Source organism: Carboxylicivirga fragile (assembly GCF_050589805.1).
In the GTDB taxonomy this organism is placed as follows: domain Bacteria; phylum Bacteroidota; class Bacteroidia; order Bacteroidales; family Marinilabiliaceae; genus Carboxylicivirga; species Carboxylicivirga fragile.
In genome coordinates this window covers 1-26111 of sequence record NZ_JBNGOY010000027.1, presented here as the reverse complement: position 1 = coordinate 26111, position 26111 = coordinate 1, and the positions used below count along the sequence as shown (strand labels likewise).

The window sequence follows — 26111 nt, the reverse complement described above, 5'->3', positions numbered from 1 at the left end:
ACTACTCTTTTTCTACCTGCATAAAACTCAATTCCAAAGGTGTTTTTCTTCCGAAAATTTTCACCATTACTTTTAATTTCTTCTTCTCTTCGTTGACCTCTTCGATTAAACCGTTAAAGCCATTGAATGGACCATCAATCACCTTCACTGTTTCACCAACAAAATAAGGCACATTGAGTTCTTCGTCTGTTTCATTCAATTCATCAACCTTACCTAATATACGGTTTACTTCGGATTGACGTAATGCTACAGGAACATTTTTATTGTCACCCAAGAAACCAATTACATTTGGTAAATTACGTAGAATATGTGGTATCTCACCTACCATTGCAGCTTCAACCAAAACATAACCCGGTAAATAAGGACGTTCTTTACTTACCTTTTTACCATTACGTATTTGATAAACCTTTTCAGTAGGAATAAGTACTTGATTGACGTAATCAGTCAGTTTTAAGCCAACTATTTCGCTTTCCAAATACTCTTTTACCTTCTTCTCTTTTCCGCCAATTGCACGGAGCACATACCACTTCTTTTCGACTTCGGCCATTATAAAAGTACTATATGATTAGTAAAGACGTGAGTAAACAAATTCAGTAAGTTTCTCAAAAGAAATATCCATACCGAAAATAATACCCGCAACGATCAAAGAGGCCACCATAACAACAATTGCGCTGTTAGTAAGCTCAGGCCATGTTGGCCATGAAGTCTTATGGATCAACTCATTTTGAACGTCTTTAAAATATGCTGTTATTTTACTCATAATCTTGTTTCATTAATTGGCCGATTTCAAAACAATAATGATTCGAAATCGGCTTTTTTGCACGGGAGGAGAGGCTCGAACTCCCGACACCTGGTTTTGGAGACCAGTGCTCTACCAACTGAGCTACACCCGTAAAATAACCGGAAACAAGGTTTCCGGTTACATATATATTAAACTAAATTAGTCCATAATTTCAGTTACCTGACCAGCACCCACTGTACGACCACCTTCGCGAATAGCGAAACGAAGACCTACGTTTAATGCTACTGGGTAAATCAAGTCAACAGTGATTGTAACGTTATCACCAGGCATAACCATTTCAGATCCTTCAGGAAGAGTGATCTCACCAGTTACATCAAGCGTACGTAAATAGAACTGAGGACGGTACTTGTTGTGGAAAGGAGTGTGACGACCACCTTCTTCTTTCTTCAACACATAGATCTCACCTTTAAACTGAGAGTGAGGATTGATTGAACCTGGCTTAGCTAATACCATACCACGCTTAATCTCAGTTTTGTCGATACCACGTAGCAATAAACCTACGTTATCACCAGCTTCACCACGATCAAGAATCTTACGGAACATCTCAACACCAGTACATACAGTTTTCTTACCTTCTGCACCTAAACCAATGATTTGCATTTCCTCTCCAGAGTTGATAACACCTGTTTCGATACGACCTGTAGCAACAGTACCACGACCTGTAATAGAGAATACATCCTCAACAGGCATTAAGAAATCTTTCTCAACATCACGTGGAGGAAGTGGAATCCACTCATCTACCGCGTCCATCAATTCCATAATTTTGTCAACCCACTGAGGATCGTTGTTCAATCCACCAAGAGCAGAACCCATGATAACAGGAGACTCATCACCATCAAACTCATAAAAGCTTAATAGATCACGAACTTCCATCTCAACAAGCTCTAACAATTCTTCGTCATCAACCATGTCAACTTTATTCAAGAAAACAACGATTTTAGGAACGTTTACCTGACGACAAAGTAGGATATGCTCGCGAGTCTGTGGCATAGGACCATCAGTTGCAGCACATACTAAGATAGCGCCGTCCATTTGGGCAGCACCAGTTACCATGTTCTTCACATAATCCGCGTGACCTGGACAGTCAACGTGTGCGTAGTGACGATTTGCAGTTTCGTACTCAACGTGAGCAGTGTTAATAGTAATACCCCTTTCCTTCTCTTCAGGAGCATTGTCGATTTGATCAAAGTCTTTAACTTCACAAAATCCTTTTGATGCCAATACAGTTGTAATTGCAGCAGTCAATGTTGTTTTACCATGATCAACGTGACCGATGGTTCCGATATTAACGTGAGGCTTCGTCCTTTCAAATTTTTCTTTAGCCATAACTCGAAATATTAGACAATTAGATATAAATTGTTTCTTAAACTAACTCTTATTTATAGGATTGTCAAACAAATTTGAATAATCCCTAAATTTTATTCTTTCCATTCTACTCATGTAAAAGTAAAAGAGCGAAAGACGGGGCTCAAACCCGCGACCCTCAGCGTGGAAGGCTGATGCTCTATCAACTGAGCTACTTTCGCATTCACAAAACCACATCGAATTACTTCAATTCAGTTTGAGAAGTAGAATTTCAATACAAAAATTCGTGGGGAGAGCAGGATTCGAACCTGCGAAGACATAAGTCAACGGAGTTACAGTCCGTCCCAGTTGGCCGCTTTGGTATCTCCCCAATATTATTTTTTAAAAGCAAATGCACTTTTGCAAGCTTTCTTTCATTTCAATAGGCCGATCACCTCAGTCAATCAGCCTATTAAAATCGATTTTAAAACGCACTGGACGCACTATCCTAAAAACGGTGTGCAAATGTATAATTTATTTTCAACAACACAAAAAAAACACTTTTTTTTTTGCCTATTTGGCACGCACCTTTTCTTTCCATTTTATCAACTGTTTACGCAAGGCATCAACAGATAAATCTACGGCTGCTTCAAAAGTTTTTGATTGTTTTTTCGCAAACAAATCACCACCTGGTACATTTAAGCTAATTTCAGCCACTTTATTCTCTGTTGAATCAGACTTCTCCAACTTCAAAATAACTTCCGCAGCTACTATACCATCAAAAAACTGATCCAACTTATTTACCTTTTGTTGAACAAATTGCTCCAACTGTTCTGAAGCAGTAAAGTGTACAGATTGAATTGTTACATTCATATGCAATCCTCCATCTTTTTAAGCTCTCGGATGAGCTTGTTTATAAATAGCATTTATTTTCTCATAAGAGTTGTGTGTATAAATTTCAGTCGCAGCTAAATTAGCATGCCCCAACAACTCCTTTATTGCATTTAAATCAGCACCTCGATTTAACAAGGCTGTTGCAAAAGAATGCCGAATAACGTGCGGACTCTTCTTTTGTACAGTTGATACAACATTTAAATATCGATTTACAATTCGATACACCATTTTATGATATATCGGCATTCCTTTATCTGTTAAAAACACGTACACGTTTTCAACATTAGGAAAACAATTGTTTCTCTCCTTTATATAACCAACAATCGCAAGCTTTAGTTCTTTAGTAATCGGAATAATTCTTTCTTTCTTGCGCTTACCATAAACCTTAATAATATCACCCGCTAAATCTATCTGAGACAATTTCAAATCAACTAATTCAGACAAACGCATACCGGTGAAATAAAAAACATCTATAATCAAACGATTACGAACACCCTGATACCCCTCTTCAAATTTCACTCCATCCAAAAGATTATCCATTTCCGTTTCCTTTACAAACACAGGCAAACGTTTTGGAATCTTCGGAGTAATTACTTTCTCAGCAGGATTTAACTCAAGTACTTCTTCCCGAATTAAAAAACGAAATAAAACTTTTAATGTTGAAACCTTACGCTGAACAGAACGAGCAGAAACACCTTTGTCCAACATATTCACCATCCAGAGACGGATGACTTTCGAAGAAACATCTTCCCAAAGCTTGATTCGCTCATCTTCCAGATATTGACAAAATTGACCAACATCATTCTTATAAGCCGTAATGGTGTGAACCGAATTACGCCTCTCAAACTCCAGATATTTATAGAATGAATTTAAATGTTGCATTAACAGAGGGTGCCATTTTAAGCTTTAAACGAATATACAAAAAATCGCAACAACAGACACCCCCAAAAGGAAATTAATCCTCCTCGCGCTGTAATTGCTCGATGTATATTGCTTTTTTAACTTGTTCTCTTCTTACAATCGAAGGCTTAGTAAATGCTTGACGAGATCTTAACTCACGCATAGTACCAGTTTTTTCGAATTTTCTTTTAAATTTCTTTAAGGCTCTTTCAATGTTTTCGCCTTCTTTCATTGGAATTACTATCATAACACTGTTCTTTTTTATTCTGATCGCAAAATTAATCAATAATCATTCAAAAATCAACCATATGCACTTTAATCAAAACACACCTCTGATTTTTGCAGGTGCAAAGAAAATGAAGTTTCGCGACTACAGCAAATTTTATTCATCCTTTTTTATAACAATAAATTAAAAAGATAACTAATCTTCGAAATAAACATAGCGCTTTATTAGCGAAGTATCTTTATTGGCAAACGAAGCGAGGTTAAAAACTGAATGAAAAGTATTTATAACACCGTCTTTCTTTCGCAATTCATAAATATCTTTGGCCATATAAAAATCAATATATGGATGATTCTTCATGCTTTTTAAACTTGCCTTATTAATATTAACAGGCTTTATCTGATCCGGATCAACCTTAAGATGCTCTTGGTTATCACTAAGAACCACTGGCGATACCCCTTCTACTTCCAATAATTGCTTAACATCGTAAAAACCACCAAGTCGATTTCGATAATATACAATACGCCTGGCCAATACCGAACCAATGCCGCGCAATACAACTAATGCTGCTGTATCAGCCTCATTCAATTCAATTACAAACTCATCGTTGAGCGAATCAACGCGCTTTGACACTATACTGCCAGCCTTAATCTCGTGCCATGTTGCAAGAGAGTAGCCCATTAGTGAATCACGACTATAGCGTTGTGTAAAATAATTGTTTTGTCGGGATGAGAGAATATCATTAACTAACAGAGGATGAATTGACCATTTGATTAGCTTAGCCGAATCAACACTATTCAGATCAATGTAAAAATCAGCATAACTCTTTTTGTAATCTTCTTGTTGATCAACTTCGACTTTATCAAATACGATGTACGATTGAATCCTACGCAAATGAGAAGAGTCGACACCATAAATACCTTTAAACTTGGAAAAACTACTGATCTTACCTCCAGCATCGCGATACTTAACAAGATTAGCTATTGCGTACTCGCTAAACCCTAATTGTTTTAATTGCTTTGCAGAAGCCTTGTTTGGATTAAATGCAAAGAACTCAATGCGAGAAGACTCCACAGCAATTGTTCTATTCAGCTCATTCACCTCCGAGACCCATGCGTCCAATTCGGGATCTTGAATTATTTCAGCCTCATCAGATCGTAAGAAAAATACAACGATAAGACAGAAGAGAATAACGATTAAGCTTAAAAAACCTACTTGCTCGCGCCGTGATAAAGTAAAATAGTCTTGCCGTAAACCCATAGTCTGTTACAATAACATGAGAATATCAGCTTAATTTACAACAATCCGATGCCATTTAAAAATACAATTCCAATGGCAATTGGTGCTATCACCTTAAGTATAATCATTAAAAAACCAACCAAACGTGCCTTACCCCCATGCGCTTCTAACTCATCTTTCGTTTTGGCTTTACCCAAAACCCATCCTACAAAAATGGCAATAAAAATACCGCCAAGAGGTAGCAATACATTTGATGATGTTTTATCGAAGAAAGTGAATACTTTATCATAAATAACACAAACCACACCTAAACCAGTAATAACGGAGGCAGCGATTACAGTTGCTAACTTACGATTCATCTTTAACTCTTCTGAAAAATAAGCAACTACAACTTCCAACAATGAAACCGAAGATGTTAAAGCTGCAATAACCAATAAAAGGAAGAAAGCTACCGAAAACAGATAACCCCCAGACATCTGGTTAAAAACATTCGGTAAAGTCTCAAACACCAAACCCGGACCGGCACTTGGATTAATACCAAATGCGAAAACTGCAGGAAATATTGCTACACCTGCTAACACTGCAATCAATGTATCTGCAATAGAAACAGAGATAGCCGTATTTAATAAATTTTCTTTCTTTTGAATATACGAACCATAGGTAGCGATAACTCCCATACCAATACTTAGCGAAAAGAATGCCTGACCTAAGGCTTCAAGAATAACTGATCCTGTGACCTTTGAGAAATCAGGTTTAAACAAAAAAGCAAAACCTTCGCCAGCACCCGGTAACATCGCTGAATTGATACACAACACAACGATTATCACAAATAGAATAGGCATCAATATTTTAGTATAACGCTCAATACCTTTTTTAACTCCGCCAATAACAATACCAGCTGTAAGCGTCATAAATAAAACCATCCATCCAATGGGGCCTGCGGTAGATTCTGAAAAAGATTCAAAAAAAGCCGACAATTCAGCCGATGACTTATCTAATAAATTATCACCAATGGCCATATAGGTATATTCTAATGTCCACCCTGCTACAACTGAATAAAATGCCAAAATCATAAAAGCTGCACCAACCCCCATAATTCCAACAATCATAAAAAATGGTTTATCTGGTGCCAATGTTCGAAAGGCTCCAAATACATTTTTTTGTGATCGACGACCAATCAATAGTTCCGAAACCATAACTGGTATTCCAATTGCAAATATGAATAAGATATAAACCAACAAGAAGGCTCCACCACCATTTTCACCAACCACATAGGGAAAACGCCAAATATTTCCTAATCCAACTGCAGAACCAGCAGCAGCAGCAATTACACCAAATTTACCTGTAAAACTATCTCGTGATGTTGTAGTCATGATTTCTTATTCAAGGTTAGACTTGCCCAAAATATAAAAAAAGAGGCACATTGTGTAAACAAGTGCCTCTTAATATTTTGTTTTGTAATAATATTACAAACGATCGATGCAATTTAAGTCTTCAAAAGCAACCTTCAAACGGTCAACCAAAGTAACCTGACCAGCACGTAACCAAACACGTGGATCGTAGAATTTCTTATTTGGCTTATCAGCTCCATCAGGGTTACCAATCTGTCCTTGCAAGTAGTCATGATTTTTAGCTTCAAAAGCACGGATACCGTCCCAAGTTGCCCACTGCGTATCAGTATCAATGTTCATTTTAACAACACCATAACCGATTGCTTCGCGAATCTCTTCTAAAGAAGATCCAGAACCGCCATGGAAAACAAAATCAACTGGCTTTTCAGCAGTATTGTATTTGTCTTGGATATATTTTTGTGAAGCATCAAGAATAGCTGGCTTTAGGACAACGTTTCCTGGCTTGTATACACCATGCACGTTACCAAACGAAGCTGCAACAGTAAAACGAGGAGATACTTTTAAAAGCTCTTCGTAAGCATATGCTACTTCTTCCGGCTGAGTGTATAACAATGAGTTATCTACATCAGTATTATCAACTCCATCTTCTTCTCCACCAGTAATACCAAGCTCAATCTCAAGAGTCATATCGATTTTACTCATACGAGCTAAATACTCTTTACAAATACCAATATTCTCTTCAATTGGCTCTTCAGATAAATCTAGCATGTGAGAACTAAAAAGTGGCTTTCCTGTTTCAGCATAATGCTTTTCACTAGCATCAAGCAATCCGTCGATCCATGGTAATAATTTTTTAGCAGCATGATCGGTATGAAGTACTACAGGTACACCATAAGCTTCAGCCATTGTGTGAACGTGCTTTGCAGCAGAAATAGCTCCTAAAATCTGAGCCTCTTGTCCTTCTAATTTAAGACCTTTACCAGCATAAAATGCAGCACCACCGTTTGACAACTGAATCATAACAGGTGAATTCACTACTTTAGCAGCTTCTAAAATACCATTAATAGAGTCTGTTCCTACAACATTTACTGCAGGCATTGCAAAACCTTGTTCCTTGGCTATCGCAAATAATTTAGTTACATCATCTCCAGTAACCACTCCAGGTTTTACCACGTCTAAAACTCGTTTCATTGCTTTTATTTTATAGTTCGAATTAATATTAAACTCTGAAATTCATTACGAAATTAATAAAAAACATTGGATATTAATTTCATTTTTTATCGATACGATTGATTTCACTTTCAATTAGTACTGACTTTCGTCAATGATTTAAATCACAAAAACAAAACACAACCAATCCATCACTCTAATTACCAATACATCCAAAACAAACCGATGTGCTTTCATTCATTTTTATGGCTGCAAATTTACACTCTTTAAAGAGGAAAATCAAATTTCGATTTATTAGTTATTAAAAATATTTAACGATTATTCACAGCAAATCCTTATACAATTAAGCTGTTTAATGTTCTAGAATGGATAACCAATTGCAAAATTAAAAGCCGTATCAGACCATGTTAAACTGCGTGTACCTAGAATCCACCTTTCACCAGATGGAAGTGATGGATCACGTGCCTTAACCCCCATATCGAGGCGAAAAACAAAATAGTTAAAATCAAGACGAGCACCCGTACCTACTCCAATGGCAATTTGCTTATAGAAATTATTAACCTTAAATAAACCCTGCTCATCAAAAGATTCATCTCCAGAAGGTTTAATCGTCCATATGTTACCCGCATCCACAAAGAATGCACCTTCCAATAACCAAAACAATTTAAAGCGATACTCAGCATTGGCCTCTAACTTAATATCTGCCGTTTGATTATAATAGGTCGAAACTTCGTCCTTGAATGAACCCGGCCCTAATCCTCGAACCGGCCAAGCTCTCAGACTATTGGCTCCACCCGAGAAATACTGTTTAATAAATGGCATTGCCTGCGAATTACCATATGGGTATGCTGCACCTGCAAACAAACGATAAGCAAAGGAATTTATTCTGTTCATCCTAAAATGGTAACGAATATCTATATCTGCCTTAACATATTGGGCATAACGAATTCCGAAAATTTCATGATAACCCTTATTCCCCGTGGTGTTAAATGCGCTTACGGCAGCATTAAGAATATTACCTGAAGTTTCGAGGTTAGTTTGGAAATACCAATAATCAGACGATTTTGCAATAACCTGTTCATTGTAAATATATGAATAGGACATACTACTTATTAGGTGATCTTCATAACTATAACGCAAATATGTATCCTTAATATTGTTCCAAAAATCATCATCAATAACAGGAACATTAACCAAACTTAAATCAAAAGGTGCGAAAAAATGCGACACCAATCGGGATGAACGCCAATCGTAGCCCAATCGACCGTTAACCAAGATACGCGTATAATCAGGTCTACGCTGGTAATTATAAGCTGTCGAAAAATTTGTGGTAGGATTATACTTCTTTCTAAAACTCTCAACCTTCAATGGAATTAAAAACTTTGGAATGGTTAAGGCTGCATCAACACCAACCTCAAGGGTATTAAAATTATTGGCACTATTTTCCGTAGTTGTTTGATTCTCCATCGCCGTTCTCAAACGCATATCAAACACCTCGCCACCCCTCATAAAATTCTTATGCTTGTACTTAAAATTACCAGCCGCCCCCAGGTTACCGGAAGAGTTAGTGCCCTCAATTTCGAAAGTATAACCTTGTCGTTTAGATGTAGACAATTGAATAAAACAATCTAACAGATGGTTACCATGCTCATCATACTCTCCTTCGATCTGCTTAAAACGAATATTAATGAAACGAAATAACTGCAAATCGGACAATAGATCCTGAGTTCTCTTAACCTGATCATCGTTATAGTACTGCCCCGGGAATATGTAGTTTGAATTAATAAGTACTTCGGCTCTAAACTTCAAATCTTCACCATATAAGATATGACAATCTTGATACATCAGAGTATCAAAAGTGCTCATGTAATCATCTCTGTTCTCAAGTGCTTTTTTAGCATCGAAACCAACTAAAAAATAAACGTCCTTTATTTTTGACTTACGGTGATTTACCAAAGTATCTTGACCATCGATAAATTTTTGCTGATCTTTTACAATTATCAAAGAATCATTAATCGAATTATTTCGCAACGAGCTATCGGCCATGAAATAAATATACTCTTTACTAAAGTCGTAATACCCATCGTTTCGGATTAATCGCGTCAATCGCTCTCGTTCCTTATCATGCAAGTCTGAATCGAAGGGCTCACCTTTTTTTAATAAGCTATTAATTGTATCAGAATAAACAATGGAACGCAAGGAATCATCATCCACCTTAAAGTCAACACGATTTAAATGGTAGCGCTCTCCTGGATTCACGGTGTAACGTACCTTTGCTTTTTTAGCAGATGTATAAATAACAGTATCGCTGACCGTGGCATTGAAGTAGCCTTTACTATTTAGAAAAAGGGCTACTTGTTCTTTGGATTTTTCCTTGAGTATTTCATCATACAGAACAGGAGCTTCTCCGATACGGCGTAACCATTTATTGAAACCCTTTTCATCATCTCTACCAGAAAGATTATACATGCCAAGATGGAAGCGCCAAAAACCTATAATCTTAACATTCTCTCTTTGCCGTACGTAATACTTTATTTGCTCCTTCGAAACATCTTTAGCAGAATTCTCTATTTCAATTTTATTCAATAAAGAAGCACCTTCGGGAACATATTTGGTTGTACTACACCCCCAGCCTAACAGAATAAAAACAAAAACTATAACTACACGCCCTTTACTCACCACTATGAATAATTGAACCCAAAACAACTTGGGAATTTTCTACTAATACAGATTTTCATCAATCTAATAATCGATAGCCAGAACAATTGTATCGATAAAAGTGCGATAAAGATATTTAATTAGATGGAGAAGGTATAACTTTACGGCAACAATCACACATTTTTCAGATGTTAAGTAAAAACAAGCAGAAACACATAACCGCATTAGGTCGAAAGAAAATACGCGATCAGGAAAAACTATTCGTTGCTGAAGGTCAAAAATTAGTACTGGATTTATTACAATCAGACCTTAACTGCCAATACTTAATAGTAGATGAAAAATGGATCAGCACCCAGAGTTCGTTAAATACTGATGTGGAAATAATTAAGACGAGTAGCGATTCGATAAAAAAAGTTTCAGGTTTTAAAAGCACACCTTCTATCATTGGTGTTTTTGAGCAAAATAGTCATAGGCTTGAAATGAATACATTAAAAAACCAACTATGTTTGTTTCTGGATGATATACAAGACCCAGGTAACCTTGGAACCATCATTCGATTGGCAGATTGGTTTGGCATAAAATCAGTAATTTGCTCCAAAGCTTGTGCGGATGTCTACAACCCCAAAACCATTCAATCAACCATGGGTGCCATCGCCAGAATTCAAACTCATTATGTTGAAACGTTACCTTTCTTTGAAGAATACAAATCCTTAAACTGTCCGGTATATGGCACTTTCTTAGATGGTAAAAACCTATATCAAGAAGAACTTAATAACAATGGTTTAATAATTATGGGGAACGAAGGAAAAGGCATTCAGGATAAACTTGAACCTTACGTGAGCTCACGCCTTTTCATTCCTAATTATCCACCAGAAGTAGCAACGAGCGAATCATTAAATGTATCTGTTGCCACGGCTATTATATGTGCAGAGTTCAGACGCAGACTAGGCTAAGACTTCTCAGTCACTGATTTTCCAGATACGAATTCAAAAGCTTTTTCGGCGCAGCGTTCGCCATCTATGGCTGAAGACGCAATACCGCCCGCATAACCTGCTCCTTCCCCACAGGGAAACAGTCCTTCAATTTGAACATGCTGAAAAGATTCTCTATCTCTTGGTATACGTACTGGTGAAGACGTTCGACTTTCAACACCCAACACAACGGCTTCGTTTGTTACAAAACCACGGGCACGCTTATCAAAATGGGCAAAACCATTTCTCAAGCGCTCTCCAATATTCTCTGGTAACCAAAAATGTAAAGGCGAAGCAATAACTCCAGGCACATAGGAAGTTTCAGATAATTCGAAAGACAAGTTACCATCAACAAAGTCTGCCAAGCCCTGAGCCGGAGCAACAACCCCATTTCCACCATTTACAAAAGCCAAACGCTCTAATTCTTTCTGATATTCCAGTCCACCTAAAACACCTTTATTTTGAAACTCGCCAATATCCTCAGGTTTAACCTCAACCACCATACCTGAGTTGGCAAAAGGAGAATCACGACGCGATGGCGACATACCATTAACAACCATTTCATCCGCATCCGTCATAGCCGGCACGATGAATCCCCCGGGGCACATACAGAATGAATACACGCCACGATTGGCCATTTGACACGACATGCTATAAGTTGCAGCTGGCAAGTAATCACCTCTTCCTTTCTGCGAATGATATTGAATTTCGTCGATTAAATCTTGAGGATGCTCAACACGCACACCCATGGCCCATGTTTTTGCCTCTAACTGAATCGACTTATTATGTAGCATATAATATATATCGCGTGCCGAGTGTCCGGTTGCTAACACTACTGATCGACCCAATATTTTATCCCCACTCTCTGTTACAACTCCGGTTACTTTACTATTCTCAACAAGTAAATCGCTCACTTTAGTATCAAACAACACTTTCCCGCCTGCTTGTTGAATAGATTCGCGCATTGACTTAATAACGCTCGGCAACTTATCAGTTCCAATATGAGGATGCGCATCAATCATTATTTCCTGATCGGCACCATGATAATGAAAAACTTCAAGAACCTTTTTAAAATCACCCCGTTTGGTACTTCGTGTATATAACTTTCCATCTGAAAAAGTTCCAGCTCCTCCCTCACCAAAAGCATAATTCGATTCGGTATTAACTGCTTCATTTCGGTTAAGCAAGGCCAAATCCTTTTTCCGCTCATTTACACCTTTACCACGTTCCAAAACAATTGGTTTCATGCCAAGCTCAATTAAACGAAGCGCTGCAAAGTAACCACCCGGCCCAGCTCCAACCACAATTACTTCCGGCGAGTTACTTACATCAGGGTAATCAAACTTTACTTCTTCTTGTTTTGGAGGCTTAGCATTGGCGTATGCTTCAATCTTTAGTTGAACCACAATAGGTCTTTTCCTTGCATCAATGGAGCGTTTCATAATTCGCATTGATGTAATTTTATTAGGTGCCACCTTCATTTTCTTTGCCACTAAGGGCAAATAATATGCTTCATCTGAAGCTTCCTTAGGAGAAAGCCTTAAATCAATTTCACTTTTCATAAATACTGTAAAATTATGCACGAGAAGGTGCTAATTCAATGCCAATGCAATCGGAGACAAAGGTAAGTCAATTTATTCAAAATAGAAGGTCAAGCAGAATATTCGGGAACGAAGCGCATCCAATGCCTCTGTATAAGGTATATCCCTTTCCTCACCTGTGCCAGCAGGATTAAGCATATTAGCAAAACCAATAGAAGCCTTAAGCTCTAACGAAAAACGGAAGTAAGTCATGTAAAAATCAAAACCGGCCCCTGCTTCCAGGTACATATCCATTGAATTAAGTAGAAGTCTATCCTGTACATTCTTGGCCAAATCGTAGCGTGCATTTATTCCACCAATAATATAAGGTTTGGCGTTGTGCATACGTAAAGCATTGTACTTAATCAGTAAAGGAAATTCTAAAAAGGTTGATTTAATTTTCAAAGGTTCTTCACGTTCAATAAAATCACCATTCTCATCATAACGAATATAACTTAGGTCTCGCTGACCAAAACTAATACCTGGTAAAAATCGAAGGTTCAAATTTGGCTTTAATCTCAGGCTCGTAACAATACCAATATTCAATCCTGGCTGCAGAGAAATAACATCGGCATATAAACGTTCTCCTTCCTGATTTATGGAATTCCCATTATTATACACACGGAAATCCATTGTATTAATACCCAGCAAGAAACCAAAATGAAGCTTTCGCTCATCGAAACCACGCAAATTTGCTATACGCTTGTCAACCTGAGCATCGAGCGATGTTGAAAAGAAAACTAAAGCAATAAATATGTATATGAATAACTTCAATGAAATGTTTTTTGTGCTATGTATGTAAACTAAATAAAGCGTTTTTTATTGCTTAGGCTTTTCAGAAAAATAAATTGTTGCTATTCCCATTGTTTGCTTGTAGCGTTTAATAGGACTTAAACCTGCCTTCACAAGTTCAGAATCAAATGTTTTTCCATCCGGAAAATTCAATACCGACTCAGGCAAATAAGTATAAGCTGCTTTATCCTTTGAGATAAGCCCACCCAACCAAGGCAGAATATAGAGGAAGTAAAACAAGTACAGTTGTTTAAATGGAAAATAAGCTGGTTTCGAAAACTCCAAAACAACCATTTTCCCTCCAGGTTTTAAAACACGACCCATATCCGTAAGTCCCTTATTCAGGTTCTCAAAGTTTCGAACACCAAAAGCAACAATCACAGCATCAAATGTATCATTCTCAAAAGGCAGGTTTTCAGAATCCCCTTCTTGAACGCTAATTACCTCGGTCAATTCACGTTTTACCAATTTTTCATCAGCAACCTTCAACATCTCAGTTGATATATCTACACCAACCACCTTGCAGTTAAGTCGTTTATTGGCCTCAATCGCAAGATCACCAGTCCCGGTAGCTACATCTAAAATCAAAGGATTAGGAATATCCTTCAAAAGGTTAATAGCACGTTTACGCCATATCTTATCAATGCCTAAAGACAAAAAGTGATTCAAAAAATCGTATTTAGGCGCAATGTTATTAAACATTCCTGCAACCTGAGTTTTCTTCGAACCTTCCGAAGACTTATATGGTTTAACTGTCATTCTAAGTTTTATTTAGCGCAAAAATACAATTCGTCGCGAAAAAAAGGGAATAAAATCGATAAGACTTATTCCCTTCTTTTGATATTATTTTGCTTTTTATTTTAATTCGGCTTTTAAAACGTTCTTAAGTTTCTCAAATTCTTCATGGCTATACCCCACCGAACTATATACAATTTTACCTTCCTTATTTATAATATAATTGCGAGGTATTGATTGTTTAGCAAACTTCGAAAACATTTCTCGTTCAGGGTCGGGATAAAAAGGCAGATCCAGCCCCTTTTTCTTAGCAAATAATTTTAAATCTTCAATACTATGTTCACGACCTACAACCAGTAACACAAAGTTGTCATCATCCTTATATGTCTCCCAAACATCCTTTTGCAACACAGGCAATTCCTTAACACAAGGAGGACACCAGGTGGCAAAGAAATTAATCAAGACTGTTTTACCTTTCAAATCGGCATTTGTAATCTTGCTATTTTCGCCATTTAATGAGATTACCGGAATTTGATCACCAACCTTTACATAATCGTCGACCTCAGTTGAGATTGAAGACAAAGAAGATATCCCAGCTACCACACAAATTCCTACTATGACCAATACTTTATTTAACTTCATTTCTTCTTTTTAATTTATTCCGTATAACAAACGGTTCTTTCCTAAATTTGTTTTAACGAATAGAATATTATTCATCATCAACCCACTGTCCTAAACGCGCCTCAAAAAGCTTTTTTAAATCTTTTATGTATCCGTACGATTCATCATCAATACGAAGTTCTCCCTTCGTTACATGTCCGAGTATTGAAAAAGCAACTCCTTTATCAATCATAAAATCAACAAAATCGTCTTGCTTGGCCGGAGATACTGACACAATAACCCTACTCTGTGATTCACCAAACAAAAAGGCATCTTTTCGAACCTCAGCATCCGATGTAATATCAAAACCAAACTCCAATGGAATACCAGATTCCAATAAACTAAAGAACAATCCTCCGTTGGACACGTCGTGCACCGAACGCACCAAACCAACACGAATCATTTCAGATATGGTTGCCTGAAGTTCTAATTCTTCTTCTACATTATAATAAGGCGGAATTGATTTCTTAACATTTAAAACACTATGTGCATATTCCGATGAATTAACATCGTTACGCGATTTGCCGATTATAAAGATCATATCGCCTTTGTGACGGAACGATAAAGTAGAATGGTGTCGTTTATCTTCAACCAAACCAACCATCCCTATAACAGGGGTTGGCGTAATTGCTTTCAACTGCCCCTCTTCGGATCGTTGATTATAAAAACTCACATTACCACTTATAACCGGAATTTTAAAGTCCTGACAAGCCTTTGTTATCCCTTTAATCGAATCTATAAAAGTGCCATATATTTCTTCATCCTTCGGATTACCAAAGTTTAAACAATCAGAGATAGCCAATGGTACACCACCACCGCAAACAATATTTCGTGCCGCTTCGGCAACTGCTATTTGAGCACCTATATTGGCATCGGTTTGCATGTATGCTGAGTTACAATCCATGGTAGCTGCCAAGGCCTGATTCGTTCCCTCTAAATCAATGAAAGCAGCATCTGAAGGATATTGGTGACTGAGACCTTCTTTATTTAACGACCTTTCAAATTTATCTGTCAACCAGCGTTTCGATGTAACATTTAAATTCACTAACATTTGCTTAATCACATCCGGATAATGATCGGGTTCGTTATATAGATCAAGCTTAATATCAAGAGCTTCTTGTTTTATACTTTTACCAGGCAGATTGATATGCGGTGCTAATTCTCCTAAGCCCATATATTGAGATGGAAACTCACCAATACATTCACCCTTATAGTTACAGCTCACCAAATCACCTTCAACAACCTGCCCTAAGGTAGAAACCGACAAGTTGTACTTTTCAACCAAAGTGCTTAATTCTTTCAGGTCCTTAGGTTCAATACAAACCATAATGCGTGCCCATGTTTGAGACAATAAAACCTCACGAGCATTTAATACCTCATCCCTATGTTTTACATTTTCTAATTCTAAGTTTATACCAACCTTACCTTTGGTAGACATCTCACATGCAGCACCAATTATCCCATGTGTTCCGATTGTGTTAAGCCCTTTCAGTGATATACCTGAAGTTAATTCCTGCACCAAATCAACCAAATTACGCTCACTTGAAACATCCATTAATTGCTCCATAGCAACCGCTTTTGTACTTACTTCGGCTAATAAATCGGAAGCAAATACATCCGAATCAATTCCATCTTTACCAGTTAATGCACCAACAACAAGAATAAGGTTTCCTACTCCCGAAGCTTTGCCCTCAACTATCTTACTTTTCTCAACAACTCCTATTGATAAATTATTTACAACAGGACTTGAATTATATCCTTCAGAGAAATATGTTTCACCTCCAACTATGGGTACATTAAAACCTTTCTCAAATTCACTTAATCCATCCGAAACCTCAGCAAACAACCATCGAGCAGTATCGCGCTTGCCCTCACCAAATCGCATGGAGCTTAAAACTGATAATGGTCGGGCTCCCATGGCAGTAATGTCACGAGTTACGGTACGCAATCCGGTTATACTTCCCAAGCGAGGTTGAATAGAACATGGGTGATTATGCGATTCAACTTTCATAACACAAGCTAAACCATTACCTAAATCAACGGCTCCAGCACTATCGTCTCCTGCCTTTACCAAAACTTTATCACCATCAACGGGAAGTGTTTTTAACCACTTCAATGAGCTCTTATAGCTAGCATGTTCAGACCACAACAGAGAAAATACCTCCAGCTCCAAACCATTGGGCTCTCGATTAAGTATTTCCTTTATTTTATCAAATTCCTCCGAACAGATATTTAATCTTTCAGCTTCTTCCTTAATTGGTAAAGATGTTTCCATAACTACAATTTTTGAGCTCTTCAGATGATATTAAACTAAAAAACTAGTCTATTTTTGCACTTAAACTTTTGGCGTACACATTTTATATGATGAAAGTAAATAAAATAACCCAAAATCCAAACTGAGCGTAGAACTACAAATATTTAGAACATGAATAAAATAGCAATCGTAACTGGTGCAACATCTGGCATTGGAAAGGCAACTGCCCTGAAATTGGCACAATTGGACTATCAATTAATTATAACAGGTCGACGTTCGGAGCGTTTAAATGAACTAAAGATCGAAATAGAGGATAAATTCGAAATAAAAGTTTTACCACTTGCCTTTGATATCCGCGACAAAGAGGCCACATCCATAGCTATCAATCAATTACCCAGCGATTGGAATAAAATTGACTTACTTATAAACAATGCGGGTTTGGCAGCAGGCGCTGATCCAATTCAAGATGGACTTTGGAGTGATTGGGAGCAAATGATTGACACCAATGTAAAAGGCTTACTTTGGCTATCGAAACAGATCATACCGGGAATGATCGAACGCAAAAGCGGTCAAATTGTAAACATATCATCCATTGCTGGTAAGGAAGTATATGCTAACGGAAATGTGTACTGTGCCTCAAAACATGCGGTTGATGCCATTACAAAAGGCATGCGCATTGATTTACTTCCACACGGCATTAAGGTAAGCTCTGTTGCTCCAGGCATGGTAGAAACTGAATTCTCAGTGGTGCGCTATCATGGTGATGAAACTAAAGCAGATAATGTTTACAAAGGCCTAACTCCGCTTTTTGCTGAAGACATTGCGGACACCATTGAATTTGTTGTGACACGCCCACCACATGTCAACATCAACGATATATTAGTGATGCCAACAGCACAAGCTACAGCAACGTACAACCATCGCGATTAGCAACAAAACTCAAAGATGAACCCATAAAAAAAGTGTTACCATAGCGGTAACACTTTTTTCTTATAATAATTTACTTTTAGATAGTAGTTCCATAAACAACTGTACCACTAACAAATACTTCAAGTTCAACATTTACTTCAGAACCTTCAGGAGTAACATCTCCTTCAATTTCAAACTTAATATCATTGCTAGCAGTTCCCAGAGCCAATGCATTAATTTGCTCTTTTAAAACAAGTATACCAGCCGCTTTTAACTCTTTAATGAAATTGACTTTACCTTCCTTAATATCAAAAGTGAAGTCATCAAGAATAGCTTCATATTCTTCAGTTCCCCATTTCTTGATACTCAAATTCACTGTCATTGATTGAGCTGTATTTTTAGATTTTGGCGTTAACTCAAACCATATTCCTTCAATAACAACACGCTCAATATCGCCATCTCCATCAACAGCTTCGTCAACTGCATTTGAAATAGCTGAACTATAAATTATAGCTGACTCCTCAAAATCACCAGTGGTTATGTCGACCTTGGCACTTTCCTCGATGCTCGGGTACAAATTAATTTCTTTCTCTTCGCAAGCAGACATCCCTATTACAAGTGCTGCTATAAATAGTAACTTACGCATAATCATTTCTATTTTATATTATTATTTTTCATTAATTCCGATTCCCAATCCAAGTGCAAAAGTATTTTGCTTGGCCATGTTATAATCACCATGAATTTTAACTGGGCCAAGGTTCAGTGTTAAACCAAGTGTGAAACGCATTGTATTGGCACCTTCCATATTAAAACTAATCTGGTCACCTTCACTGATATCTGTTTCAGAAATATCAGGACCTTCGTAAGTATATTGCACATCCACCTTACTATTTTCATAACCTAAACCGCCATAGAAAGTTAAGAATGGAATAGAGTAACTCGTTTGAAGATTAATTACATTTGCCTTAGCATCCATGTATTCACCAATCTTAAAAGTCTGATTATAGTAACCTACCGTTAAATCAACAGGTAGCACATCCAAATATTGATCAATACTATGACGAAGTCCCCAACCAAATACTTTAACCTTACCCACATCAGTAACATCAACAGACGCATAACGAGCCGTAAAATCGGTTCCAAATACTGATCCAATGGTTATTTGTGGCATGGCTAATGGCATGTAATCCAAATCGAAACCTCCTGGGAAAGCATATTCTAAGCCATTCCCAACATCAACAACTTTACCTTCAGATGGACCGAAAACAGTTGGAACACTATATGGCCCTTGAGGTGGATATAACGAACTTTCGGTATATGCATTAAAATGCTTTGCACTCGACGGAATAACTGCCACCTGTGCAACTACACCAATGTACAATTGAAAACCCATTTTTTTAACACGTGCATTGTGAAATAAACCACTGTTAAAGTCGGCTGAAAAAGCATCAGCAAATGGTTGAAGGTATTGCTTACCATTTTCTTGTGTATACTTCGACAAATAGTCTTCCAAAGACTGGGCTTGTGCGAAGTTAAAACATAGTATCGCTGCTATTGCGAAAACGATTCTCTTCATATGATATAGATTTAAATTTCATAGTCTTCATTGATTCCAATTGTCGTGCTGAATTATTGAAATCATATAAACTAATAGCAAGATAATAGACTTAACAGATGATAGCAATAAGAAATTGACTAACGACCCAAAAGTAAAGGCAAACACATCAAATGCGCTTGCCTTTATCTTTTTTCTAACACTAAATTTTAGTAATTCTTAAAAGTGTTCTACATAAACCCTTGTTTTTTCAGCACTTCTAAAAGAACACCACTAAAGTGCTCATTGTCTGCTTTTTTATAGCGAACATCAGTAAATACCTGCGCAAGGCTTTCTTTGTTATTTTCAGCAACAAATGCCTTATTTTCTTCCAATTGCTCTTTTTCAGCATACAAACGATTAATATCCTCATTCGAATAATCTTTGTACGTTTCAAAATGCACAACCGCTTCCAGCGGTAAGCGATCTGTTAATTCTGGCTTTTCATCAGGATAACCAAGCGTTACGGTTGTTACCGGCACTACCCCTGCTGGTAATTTCAATAAATCAATAATTTTATCTGCCATATAAGTAGTTGTACCCAAATAACAAATTCCTAAACCCTTAGCTTCAGCAGCCACACAAACATTTTGCGCAACTAACAAGGCATCAATAGATGCAGTTACGAACGATAAGAAATTATCATATCCAGGTTGCGCGTTATTCTGAACACACCACTTGTTAAAGCGATTAAAATCAGCACAAAATGTTAGTGTAACGGGTGCATTTTTCACCATTGGTTGATTAAAATGGAAAGGTGCCAAGGCTTCTTTTCTACCTTCTTTGCGGGTTACAACAACACTATATACTTGCATATTACCAGTGGTTGAAGCTCGAATACCAGCCTCTAAAATTTCATTTAACAAGTCATCGCTAATGGTTTCATTAGTATATTTTCGTATTGATCTGTGATTATTGAGAACATCAAGCATAATATATGTGTTTTAATTTTTGAAATTTAATTGTTCGATTTAGTGAAAAAATACCGATTAAAAAATGATATCTTCACTTGATACAAATTTCCTATTATTCCATCTAATATCAATAAAAATTCAGTATTTTATTAATCATGAAACTACTTAAAATAACTGTCAAAACAATTGGCTTGATATTCCTTGCCATAACTACTTTTCTTCTTATCACCTATTTTTCTGTTGAGCCCCAATTTGAAATTCCCAAAACGGTGGCTAACGATGCAAGCATACCGCATATAACCATTGACAGTGTCACTTTTCATGCTGAAACATTTGGAGTAGACACTGCTCAAACCATCATAGTTGTTCATGGAGGTCCAGGGCAAGATTATCGTTATCTACTTCCCTTACAAGCTCTATCTGACTCATTCAGAATTGTATTTTATGATCAACGAGGAACAGGCCTTTCACCGCGTGTTGATATAAGTGAGCTCTCGATGGAGTCCTCATTAAGTGATTTAAACAGCATTGTTGATTATTACAGTCCCAATGGCAAAGTTCACCTAATTGGACATAGTTGGGGAGCCATGTTGACTTCTGGGTATATTGCAGCACATCCTGATAAAGTTGATAAAGCAGTATTAGCTGAGCCTGGTTTTCTTAACACAGAAACAGCCAATTCATTTATGGAACGAAGCAACGGAATGATGCCTCCAATGACTTTCAAAACAGTCTGGCGTATGCTAAAAGCTGTTTTAGAATCAACAAAGGTAAACGCCCCTGATGAAGAAGCTGGTATGGATTACCTAATGGCTCGTATTATTGGCATGAACGATATTGAAGATCATCCAATGGCAAAATATTTTTGTAATGAAGACCTAAGTTCTGATTCAACAAAATTTTGGCGTCTTGGAATGCAAGCATCTCAAGGCATACGTAAATCAGGTGTCAATAGCAAAGGAGAATTGGAAATGGACCTAGTTTCAGGACTTCAGAACTTCAATAACGAAGTTTTATTTTTAGTAAGCGAATGCAATACCCTCATTGGAAAAGATATTCAGGAATATCATATGAGTTTCTTTCCTAAGGCAAAAATGGAGATTGTAAAGAACGCTGGTCACAACATGATTGGGGAAAAGCCCAACGAAAGCCTAGCCGCAATACGTCAGTATTTAATTCAGTAAGTTATGCAATAAAATGGGTAGAAAAACACACTGTTAATCTACCCTTTATTTATTTTAACTAACACAGTTATTATACCTGGAATTTCCCTATTGCTTTCTTCAGTTCATCAGATTGCTTAGTCAACTCAACAGCTGTCACAGAAAATTCCTCAGCTGAAGCTGCACTATGTTGCGTGCTCTCATTTATATCCTGAATAGAATTATTAATTTGCATCGCACCATTGTTTTGTTCCATGCCAGCCGTAGATATCTCGCGTACATATTCCGTCGTTTTCTGTATCTCCGGTAATAATATTTCGATTTTCTCCCTTGCTTTTGATGAGCTTGTCAGCACATCTTCCGCCGATGATGAAATACTATCAGCAGCGTCACGACTACGCTCGGCTAATTTACGCACTTCGGCAGCAACAACAGCAAAACCTCTACCAGAATCGCCGGCACGACTAGCTTCTACAGCAGCGTTAAGCGCCAAAATATTGGTTTGAAAGGCAATGTCGGAAATAACGGATATTTTATCTACAATTTGTTGAATCTCTTCATGAGAACTTCGAACAGCTTCAACCGTATCACCTAATTCTTGCTGAGCAGTCATGGCAATTTCTTCCGTTTTTTTAGCATTCTCAGTACTTGCTGCAATATTCGCAGCCATCTCCTCCATTGAAGAGGCTACTTCCTCTACAGCTGCTGCCTGACGATTTGCTAGGCCTGTCAAGGATTGAGAACTATCATTTAAATACTTTGAAGTATCAGTAATTTCATCTCCACTCTTATGCAAACCTAAGGCCATTTTATAAATGGAATTAGACATGGCTTTCAACGCTCGTCCTAGTTCCCCAATTTCATCATTTCGCTCAACATCCACCTCAGCTTTTAAATTACCGTCATTTATTTCATTGGCAAAAACAGTGAATCTTTCTATAATGTTAACAACACTATTAGCTATTCTACGTACCAAAAGACCAATTAATATCAATCCAAGCAAACCAACAAGAATCATAATCGCTTGGGTACTTCTTAATTCTGATATAATTTCACTCTTCGAGGTTACCAAAACTAATGACCATGGAGTTATACTTTCCCCTAGTACAATAGGAGCAAATGAACAGTATTTTTCGACCCCCTTATCTTCAAACATAAAGGAAAAATTCTCACCTTCCTGAATCTTTTCAATGATTTCATGGGATTTCATATCAGGGAAAAATTCATAAATATTTTTACCTAACATAGCTGGATCAGGAGCTGTAACAAACTGACCATCGTTAGAAATCAATAGCGCATCCGATGATTCAAATGGCTTTATTTCTCTTGTTATTTTATCGTAGCGCTGTAAATCAATATCTAAACCAGCTAAACCAATGTAATTATCATTTTCTAATATGGGAACACAAACACTAGTTATAAGGGTCATATTCTCACCGTCTTCTGTCAATGAGTACCAATATGGGTTATCAAATGCTTCTCGTTTCGCAGTCTTAAGATTATGATAGGAACTACCTACAACATCACCATCCAAATTTTTAGTGTACCGATTTAATTTAAACTCCTCACCAATACGCATTGCAGAAATAACGTCCCTGCCATAAGGTTTGTCCCATGAATCCACAAAAGCACTTCGCTCAAAACTTGCCCAGATACTTACATAATCAGGTGATTTTTTTTGGGTATCAAAAATAATCGTTTCAAACACCTTCATTTGTTTCTCTGGTTCAATTGCCCTATAAGCACCTATGGTATGAGCTAAGGAACGTGACAAACCGATATCCACATTTAAATCAGCAAGTACTTTATGCGCATTATCACTTACTGTAATATCAACTAGTTTAAACGATTCACGGGTAGTTTGATTAGCATAACGCACTAAAAAATACCCAAATGCCGCAGCATAGATTAACGCTGTAGCACCTAAAATGTACAGTTGAATTTTACTTCTATACTTCATAAATGAAATGTTTGAAAATAACAAAAAGTTTAATATGGTTTTGGAATTTAGGTATCTGCTTCACTTTCTACGGTAAATAACCTGTGTAAGTTTCATACCATCACTGAAAAACGCTGTAAACATATAAGATTTATAAAAGAGACATGGCACTAACAAAAAAAAAGAGAACCTCCTTTGAAGCTCTCTTTTCTATCCATCAACAACTTTAAAATTATATTATATAATCTCAAGTTTTTTTAATTCATTTAATAATAATGCTTTATTAGCTTCTTCCATGCCGCACATAGGAGAACGAAACACCTCTCCTACCTTGCCCATTAAAGCCAGAGTGGTTTTAACAGGTATAGGATTAGACTCAATAAACATCAAATCCATTAAGCGGAGGTATTTATAGAATATTGCATTCATTTCTTTTACTTGTGCATTCAAGGAGTATTTCATTAGTTGAGCAAACTCCTTTGGAATAACATTGGCAATAACCGATATACAACCATCTGCACCCAGCACATTGGCCGATGCAGCAAGAAAATCATCACCACTATATACTTTAAAGCCTGCTGGTCGCAGGGCAATAAGTTCTGCGAACAATGTCATATCTCCCGACGCCTCTTTGATTGCAACAATATTCTCAAAATCATTGGCTAAACGAATAGCAACTCCAACCGATATACGAGAACCTGTTCGAGATGGAACATTATATAAAACAATAGGCACATCAATGGCTTCGGCAACAGTTGCGAAATGCATGTACATCCCTTTCTCTGTAGGCTTATTATAATAGGGTCCAACCACCAAAACCGCATCTACACCAATTGCTTCAGCTTTACGACTATATTTAATACACTCTTGGGTAGAGTTACTACCTGTACCAGCTATCACCGGAATTCTACCATTAACTCTTTTTACAGCACGCTCAATTAAAAAAGCATCTTCATCGCCCGTTAAAGCAGGCGTTTCTCCTGTTGTTCCACAAACAACGATACCATCAGTGTCATTATTCAAATGAAAATCTATAAGTGCATCAAATGCATCAACATCTATGTCTCCATTTTCTAAAAATGGTGTAACTATCGCGACAATTGAGCCCTGTAAATCAAATTTCTTCATACCCATCCTGTAATTATATGCGTCAAAAATATGAAATGCTTGTAGGTAATGAAAATTTTTAAACAAATAAAACTTCTTTATAACACTTTGTTAATATCTTAACAATGCATATATTTGTCTCGAATTCATAAATTAATGCACATTTGAATACACCTTAATCAAAGCGGTATGAAAACAGTTAGTCAAGCAGTTGAAGCTGTAATAAAAGTAAAACCTTTTGTAATTGAAGCCCTATGCGAAGGATTAATTAATATCTCCTCCTTGGCTCGCCAAATACAACCAATGGTTGAAAAGCTAACTGAAAAACCAGTGAAACAAGGCGCCATTGTCATGTCGCTAAATAGGTTGGCACCGCAGTTAGACTACACATTAAATAAGAACCTTCAAAAGTTACTTGAATCTCTTGGAGATATTATCGTACGTTCAAATCTTACCGACTTTACCTTTAGAAACAGCAACAGCATCTTTAAGAGCCACACCCGCGTAATGCAGGAAATTGGTATACAGCAGGATGTATTCTACACTCTGGTGCGAGGAGTATTTGAATCGAACTTAGTAGTTAGCTCAACCTACGAAGATTTGGTTGAGAAGTACTTTGCCGAGGAAGAATGCTTATTGAAACAAAGTGAACTTTCAGCCATTACCTTAAAATTACCAACAGCCAATGTGGCTGTAACTGGATTTTACTATCACATACTCAAAGCCATTGCCTGGGAAGGCGTTAACATTAAAGAAGTGATTTCAACTACCAATGAGTTTACGATTATTGTAAATGATGAAGATGTTGATAGAGGATTTACTATTTTGAAGAATCTGAAAACGGCCTATAAGCAGAAATAAATAAGACTAAAATATAAGAGGGTGTCCAAAAAGTAAAAATCACAATCTAGGTTACTTTTAATTTGTAATCAAATATCCTTTTTTACTACCCCTAAATCCCCTGAAGGGGA

24 protein-coding genes and 3 tRNA genes are annotated in these 26111 nt (G+C 37.1%); 4 read left to right on the top strand and 23 right to left on the bottom strand.

Annotation, left to right across the window (positions count from 1 at the left end):
* Position 1: 1 nt before the first annotated feature.
* From nusG to tamL, 13 genes are all read right to left on the bottom strand, one after another.
* Positions 2–547, bottom strand: a complete 546-nt coding sequence (nusG, locus tag ACRD7B_RS13070; protein WP_430825015.1) for a transcription termination/antitermination protein NusG — start codon at positions 545–547, stop codon at positions 2–4.
* 18 nt (positions 548–565) lie between these two features.
* Positions 566–760 carry a preprotein translocase subunit SecE gene (secE, locus tag ACRD7B_RS13065; RefSeq protein WP_430825014.1) on the bottom strand — a complete coding sequence of 65 codons (195 nt, stop codon included), beginning with the start codon at positions 758–760 and terminating at the stop codon, positions 566–568.
* Between the two features lie 60 nt (positions 761–820).
* Positions 821–893, bottom strand: a tRNA-Trp gene (locus ACRD7B_RS13060).
* Between the two features lie 47 nt (positions 894–940).
* The gene (tuf, locus tag ACRD7B_RS13055; RefSeq protein WP_430825013.1) at positions 941–2128 is read right to left on the bottom strand and encodes an elongation factor Tu; all 1188 of its coding nucleotides are present in this window, start codon (positions 2126–2128) and stop codon (positions 941–943) included.
* 127 nt (positions 2129–2255) lie between these two features.
* Positions 2256–2328: transfer RNA gene (locus ACRD7B_RS13050), tRNA-Gly, on the bottom strand.
* Positions 2329–2394: 66 nt separating this feature from the next.
* Positions 2395–2477, bottom strand: a tRNA-Tyr gene (locus tag ACRD7B_RS13045).
* 182 nt (positions 2478–2659) lie between these two features.
* Positions 2660–2959: a ribosome hibernation-promoting factor, HPF/YfiA family gene (gene hpf / locus ACRD7B_RS13040; protein WP_430825012.1), complete on the bottom strand. Its 300-nt coding sequence runs from the start codon at positions 2957–2959 to the stop codon at positions 2660–2662.
* Between the two features lie 18 nt (positions 2960–2977).
* On the bottom strand, positions 2978–3862 hold the full coding sequence (locus ACRD7B_RS13035; protein ID WP_430825011.1) for a tyrosine-type recombinase/integrase: 885 nt from the start codon (positions 3860–3862) through the stop codon (positions 2978–2980).
* A 73-nt stretch (positions 3863–3935) separates the two neighbouring features.
* On the bottom strand, positions 3936–4127 hold the full coding sequence (rpsU, locus tag ACRD7B_RS13030; RefSeq protein ID WP_430825010.1) for a 30S ribosomal protein S21: 192 nt from the start codon (positions 4125–4127) through the stop codon (positions 3936–3938).
* A gap of 174 nt (positions 4128–4301) precedes the next feature.
* Positions 4302–5363 carry a helix-hairpin-helix domain-containing protein gene (locus tag ACRD7B_RS13025; RefSeq protein ID WP_430825009.1) on the bottom strand — a complete coding sequence of 354 codons (1062 nt, stop codon included), beginning with the start codon at positions 5361–5363 and terminating at the stop codon, positions 4302–4304.
* A 35-nt stretch (positions 5364–5398) separates the two neighbouring features.
* Positions 5399–6715, bottom strand: a complete 1317-nt coding sequence (locus ACRD7B_RS13020) for a sodium-dependent transporter (protein ID WP_430825008.1) — start codon at positions 6713–6715, stop codon at positions 5399–5401.
* A gap of 93 nt (positions 6716–6808) precedes the next feature.
* Positions 6809–7885 carry a class II fructose-bisphosphate aldolase gene (fbaA, locus tag ACRD7B_RS13015; protein WP_430825007.1) on the bottom strand — a complete coding sequence of 359 codons (1077 nt, stop codon included), beginning with the start codon at positions 7883–7885 and terminating at the stop codon, positions 6809–6811.
* 339 nt (positions 7886–8224) lie between these two features.
* A complete protein-coding gene (gene tamL / locus ACRD7B_RS13010; RefSeq protein WP_430825006.1) occupies positions 8225–10543 on the bottom strand; it encodes a translocation and assembly module lipoprotein TamL in 2319 nt (772 codons plus the stop codon).
* A gap of 167 nt (positions 10544–10710) precedes the next feature.
* Here tamL and ACRD7B_RS13005 point away from each other — a divergent pair, with 167 nt between their 5' ends.
* Positions 10711–11475 carry an RNA methyltransferase gene (locus ACRD7B_RS13005; protein ID WP_430825005.1) on the top strand — a complete coding sequence of 255 codons (765 nt, stop codon included), beginning with the start codon at positions 10711–10713 and terminating at the stop codon, positions 11473–11475.
* Here the strand turns inward: ACRD7B_RS13005 and ACRD7B_RS13000 are convergent.
* From ACRD7B_RS13000 to purL, 5 genes are all read right to left on the bottom strand, one after another.
* Positions 11472–13055 carry an NAD(P)/FAD-dependent oxidoreductase gene (locus ACRD7B_RS13000; RefSeq protein WP_430825004.1) on the bottom strand — a complete coding sequence of 528 codons (1584 nt, stop codon included), beginning with the start codon at positions 13053–13055 and terminating at the stop codon, positions 11472–11474. The genes ACRD7B_RS13005 and ACRD7B_RS13000 overlap by 4 nt on opposite strands.
* Positions 13056–13127: 72 nt before the next feature.
* Entirely contained in the window at positions 13128–13847 is a 720-nt protein-coding gene (gene porT / locus ACRD7B_RS12995; RefSeq protein WP_430825003.1) for a type IX secretion/gliding motility protein PorT/SprT, read from the bottom strand.
* Positions 13848–13892: 45 nt separating this feature from the next.
* Positions 13893–14624: a bifunctional demethylmenaquinone methyltransferase/2-methoxy-6-polyprenyl-1,4-benzoquinol methylase UbiE gene (gene ubiE, locus ACRD7B_RS12990; protein WP_430825002.1), complete on the bottom strand. Its 732-nt coding sequence runs from the start codon at positions 14622–14624 to the stop codon at positions 13893–13895.
* A gap of 96 nt (positions 14625–14720) precedes the next feature.
* Positions 14721–15242 carry a TlpA family protein disulfide reductase gene (locus ACRD7B_RS12985; RefSeq protein ID WP_430825001.1) on the bottom strand — a complete coding sequence of 174 codons (522 nt, stop codon included), beginning with the start codon at positions 15240–15242 and terminating at the stop codon, positions 14721–14723.
* Positions 15243–15309: 67 nt separating this feature from the next.
* Complete coding sequence (purL, locus tag ACRD7B_RS12980; protein ID WP_430825000.1) at positions 15310–17535, bottom strand: phosphoribosylformylglycinamidine synthase subunit PurL; 2226 nt, start codon at positions 17533–17535, stop codon at positions 15310–15312.
* A gap of 150 nt (positions 17536–17685) precedes the next feature.
* Between purL and ACRD7B_RS12975 the strand changes: the two genes are divergently transcribed.
* The gene (locus ACRD7B_RS12975; protein ID WP_430824999.1) at positions 17686–18444 is read left to right on the top strand and encodes an SDR family oxidoreductase; all 759 of its coding nucleotides are present in this window, start codon (positions 17686–17688) and stop codon (positions 18442–18444) included.
* A 76-nt stretch (positions 18445–18520) separates the two neighbouring features.
* Here the strand turns inward: ACRD7B_RS12975 and ACRD7B_RS12970 are convergent, their stop codons facing one another.
* The 3 genes from ACRD7B_RS12970 to ACRD7B_RS12960 form a co-directional block, all read right to left on the bottom strand.
* On the bottom strand, positions 18521–19069 hold the full coding sequence (locus tag ACRD7B_RS12970) for a hypothetical protein (RefSeq protein ID WP_430824998.1): 549 nt from the start codon (positions 19067–19069) through the stop codon (positions 18521–18523).
* A gap of 21 nt (positions 19070–19090) precedes the next feature.
* The gene (locus ACRD7B_RS12965; protein WP_430824997.1) at positions 19091–19999 is read right to left on the bottom strand and encodes a DUF6588 family protein; all 909 of its coding nucleotides are present in this window, start codon (positions 19997–19999) and stop codon (positions 19091–19093) included.
* A gap of 209 nt (positions 20000–20208) precedes the next feature.
* Positions 20209–20949, bottom strand: a complete 741-nt coding sequence (locus ACRD7B_RS12960) for an NADPH-dependent oxidoreductase (protein ID WP_430824996.1) — start codon at positions 20947–20949, stop codon at positions 20209–20211.
* A 137-nt stretch (positions 20950–21086) separates the two neighbouring features.
* Between ACRD7B_RS12960 and ACRD7B_RS12955 the strand changes: the two genes are divergently transcribed.
* Positions 21087–22115 carry an alpha/beta fold hydrolase gene (locus ACRD7B_RS12955; protein WP_430824995.1) on the top strand — a complete coding sequence of 343 codons (1029 nt, stop codon included), beginning with the start codon at positions 21087–21089 and terminating at the stop codon, positions 22113–22115.
* A 70-nt stretch (positions 22116–22185) separates the two neighbouring features.
* On the opposite strand, the gene ACRD7B_RS12950 is transcribed toward ACRD7B_RS12955, so the two are convergent.
* Together ACRD7B_RS12950 and dapA are read right to left on the bottom strand one after the other, a co-directional pair.
* A complete protein-coding gene (locus ACRD7B_RS12950) occupies positions 22186–24054 on the bottom strand; it encodes a methyl-accepting chemotaxis protein (RefSeq protein WP_430824994.1) in 1869 nt (622 codons plus the stop codon).
* A gap of 216 nt (positions 24055–24270) precedes the next feature.
* Positions 24271–25161: a 4-hydroxy-tetrahydrodipicolinate synthase gene (dapA, locus tag ACRD7B_RS12945; protein ID WP_430824993.1), complete on the bottom strand. Its 891-nt coding sequence runs from the start codon at positions 25159–25161 to the stop codon at positions 24271–24273.
* Between the two features lie 168 nt (positions 25162–25329).
* Between dapA and ACRD7B_RS12940 the strand changes: the two genes are divergently transcribed.
* On the top strand, positions 25330–26001 hold the full coding sequence (locus tag ACRD7B_RS12940) for a hypothetical protein (protein WP_430824992.1): 672 nt from the start codon (positions 25330–25332) through the stop codon (positions 25999–26001).
* The last annotated feature ends 110 nt before the right edge of the window (positions 26002–26111 follow it).

Coding starts and splice junctions, on each gene's coding strand:
- nusG (WP_430825015.1), bottom strand. CDS start 547: ATGGCCGAAGTCGAAAAGAAGTGGTATGTGCTCCGTGCAATTGGCGGA.
- secE (WP_430825014.1), bottom strand. CDS start 760: ATGAGTAAAATAACAGCATATTTTAAAGACGTTCAAAATGAGTTGATC.
- tuf (WP_430825013.1), bottom strand. CDS start 2,128: ATGGCTAAAGAAAAATTTGAAAGGACGAAGCCTCACGTTAATATCGGA.
- hpf (WP_430825012.1), bottom strand. CDS start 2,959: ATGAATGTAACAATTCAATCTGTACACTTTACTGCTTCAGAACAGTTG.
- ACRD7B_RS13035 (WP_430825011.1), bottom strand. CDS start 3,862: ATGCAACATTTAAATTCATTCTATAAATATCTGGAGTTTGAGAGGCGT.
- rpsU (WP_430825010.1), bottom strand. CDS start 4,127: ATGATAGTAATTCCAATGAAAGAAGGCGAAAACATTGAAAGAGCCTTA.
- ACRD7B_RS13025 (WP_430825009.1), bottom strand. CDS start 5,363: ATGGGTTTACGGCAAGACTATTTTACTTTATCACGGCGCGAGCAAGTA.
- ACRD7B_RS13020 (WP_430825008.1), bottom strand. CDS start 6,715: ATGACTACAACATCACGAGATAGTTTTACAGGTAAATTTGGTGTAATT.
- fbaA (WP_430825007.1), bottom strand. CDS start 7,885: ATGAAACGAGTTTTAGACGTGGTAAAACCTGGAGTGGTTACTGGAGAT.
- ACRD7B_RS13005 (WP_430825005.1), top strand. CDS start 10,711: ATGTTAAGTAAAAACAAGCAGAAACACATAACCGCATTAGGTCGAAAG.
- ACRD7B_RS13000 (WP_430825004.1), bottom strand. CDS start 13,055: ATGAAAAGTGAAATTGATTTAAGGCTTTCTCCTAAGGAAGCTTCAGAT.
- ubiE (WP_430825002.1), bottom strand. CDS start 14,624: ATGACAGTTAAACCATATAAGTCTTCGGAAGGTTCGAAGAAAACTCAG.
- ACRD7B_RS12985 (WP_430825001.1), bottom strand. CDS start 15,242: ATGAAGTTAAATAAAGTATTGGTCATAGTAGGAATTTGTGTGGTAGCT.
- purL (WP_430825000.1), bottom strand. CDS start 17,535: ATGGAAACATCTTTACCAATTAAGGAAGAAGCTGAAAGATTAAATATC.
- ACRD7B_RS12975 (WP_430824999.1), top strand. CDS start 17,686: ATGAATAAAATAGCAATCGTAACTGGTGCAACATCTGGCATTGGAAAG.
- ACRD7B_RS12970 (WP_430824998.1), bottom strand. CDS start 19,069: ATGCGTAAGTTACTATTTATAGCAGCACTTGTAATAGGGATGTCTGCT.
- ACRD7B_RS12965 (WP_430824997.1), bottom strand. CDS start 19,999: ATGAAGAGAATCGTTTTCGCAATAGCAGCGATACTATGTTTTAACTTC.
- ACRD7B_RS12960 (WP_430824996.1), bottom strand. CDS start 20,949: ATGCTTGATGTTCTCAATAATCACAGATCAATACGAAAATATACTAAT.
- ACRD7B_RS12955 (WP_430824995.1), top strand. CDS start 21,087: ATGAAACTACTTAAAATAACTGTCAAAACAATTGGCTTGATATTCCTT.
- ACRD7B_RS12950 (WP_430824994.1), bottom strand. CDS start 24,054: ATGAAGTATAGAAGTAAAATTCAACTGTACATTTTAGGTGCTACAGCG.
- dapA (WP_430824993.1), bottom strand. CDS start 25,161: ATGAAGAAATTTGATTTACAGGGCTCAATTGTCGCGATAGTTACACCA.
- ACRD7B_RS12940 (WP_430824992.1), top strand. CDS start 25,330: ATGAAAACAGTTAGTCAAGCAGTTGAAGCTGTAATAAAAGTAAAACCT.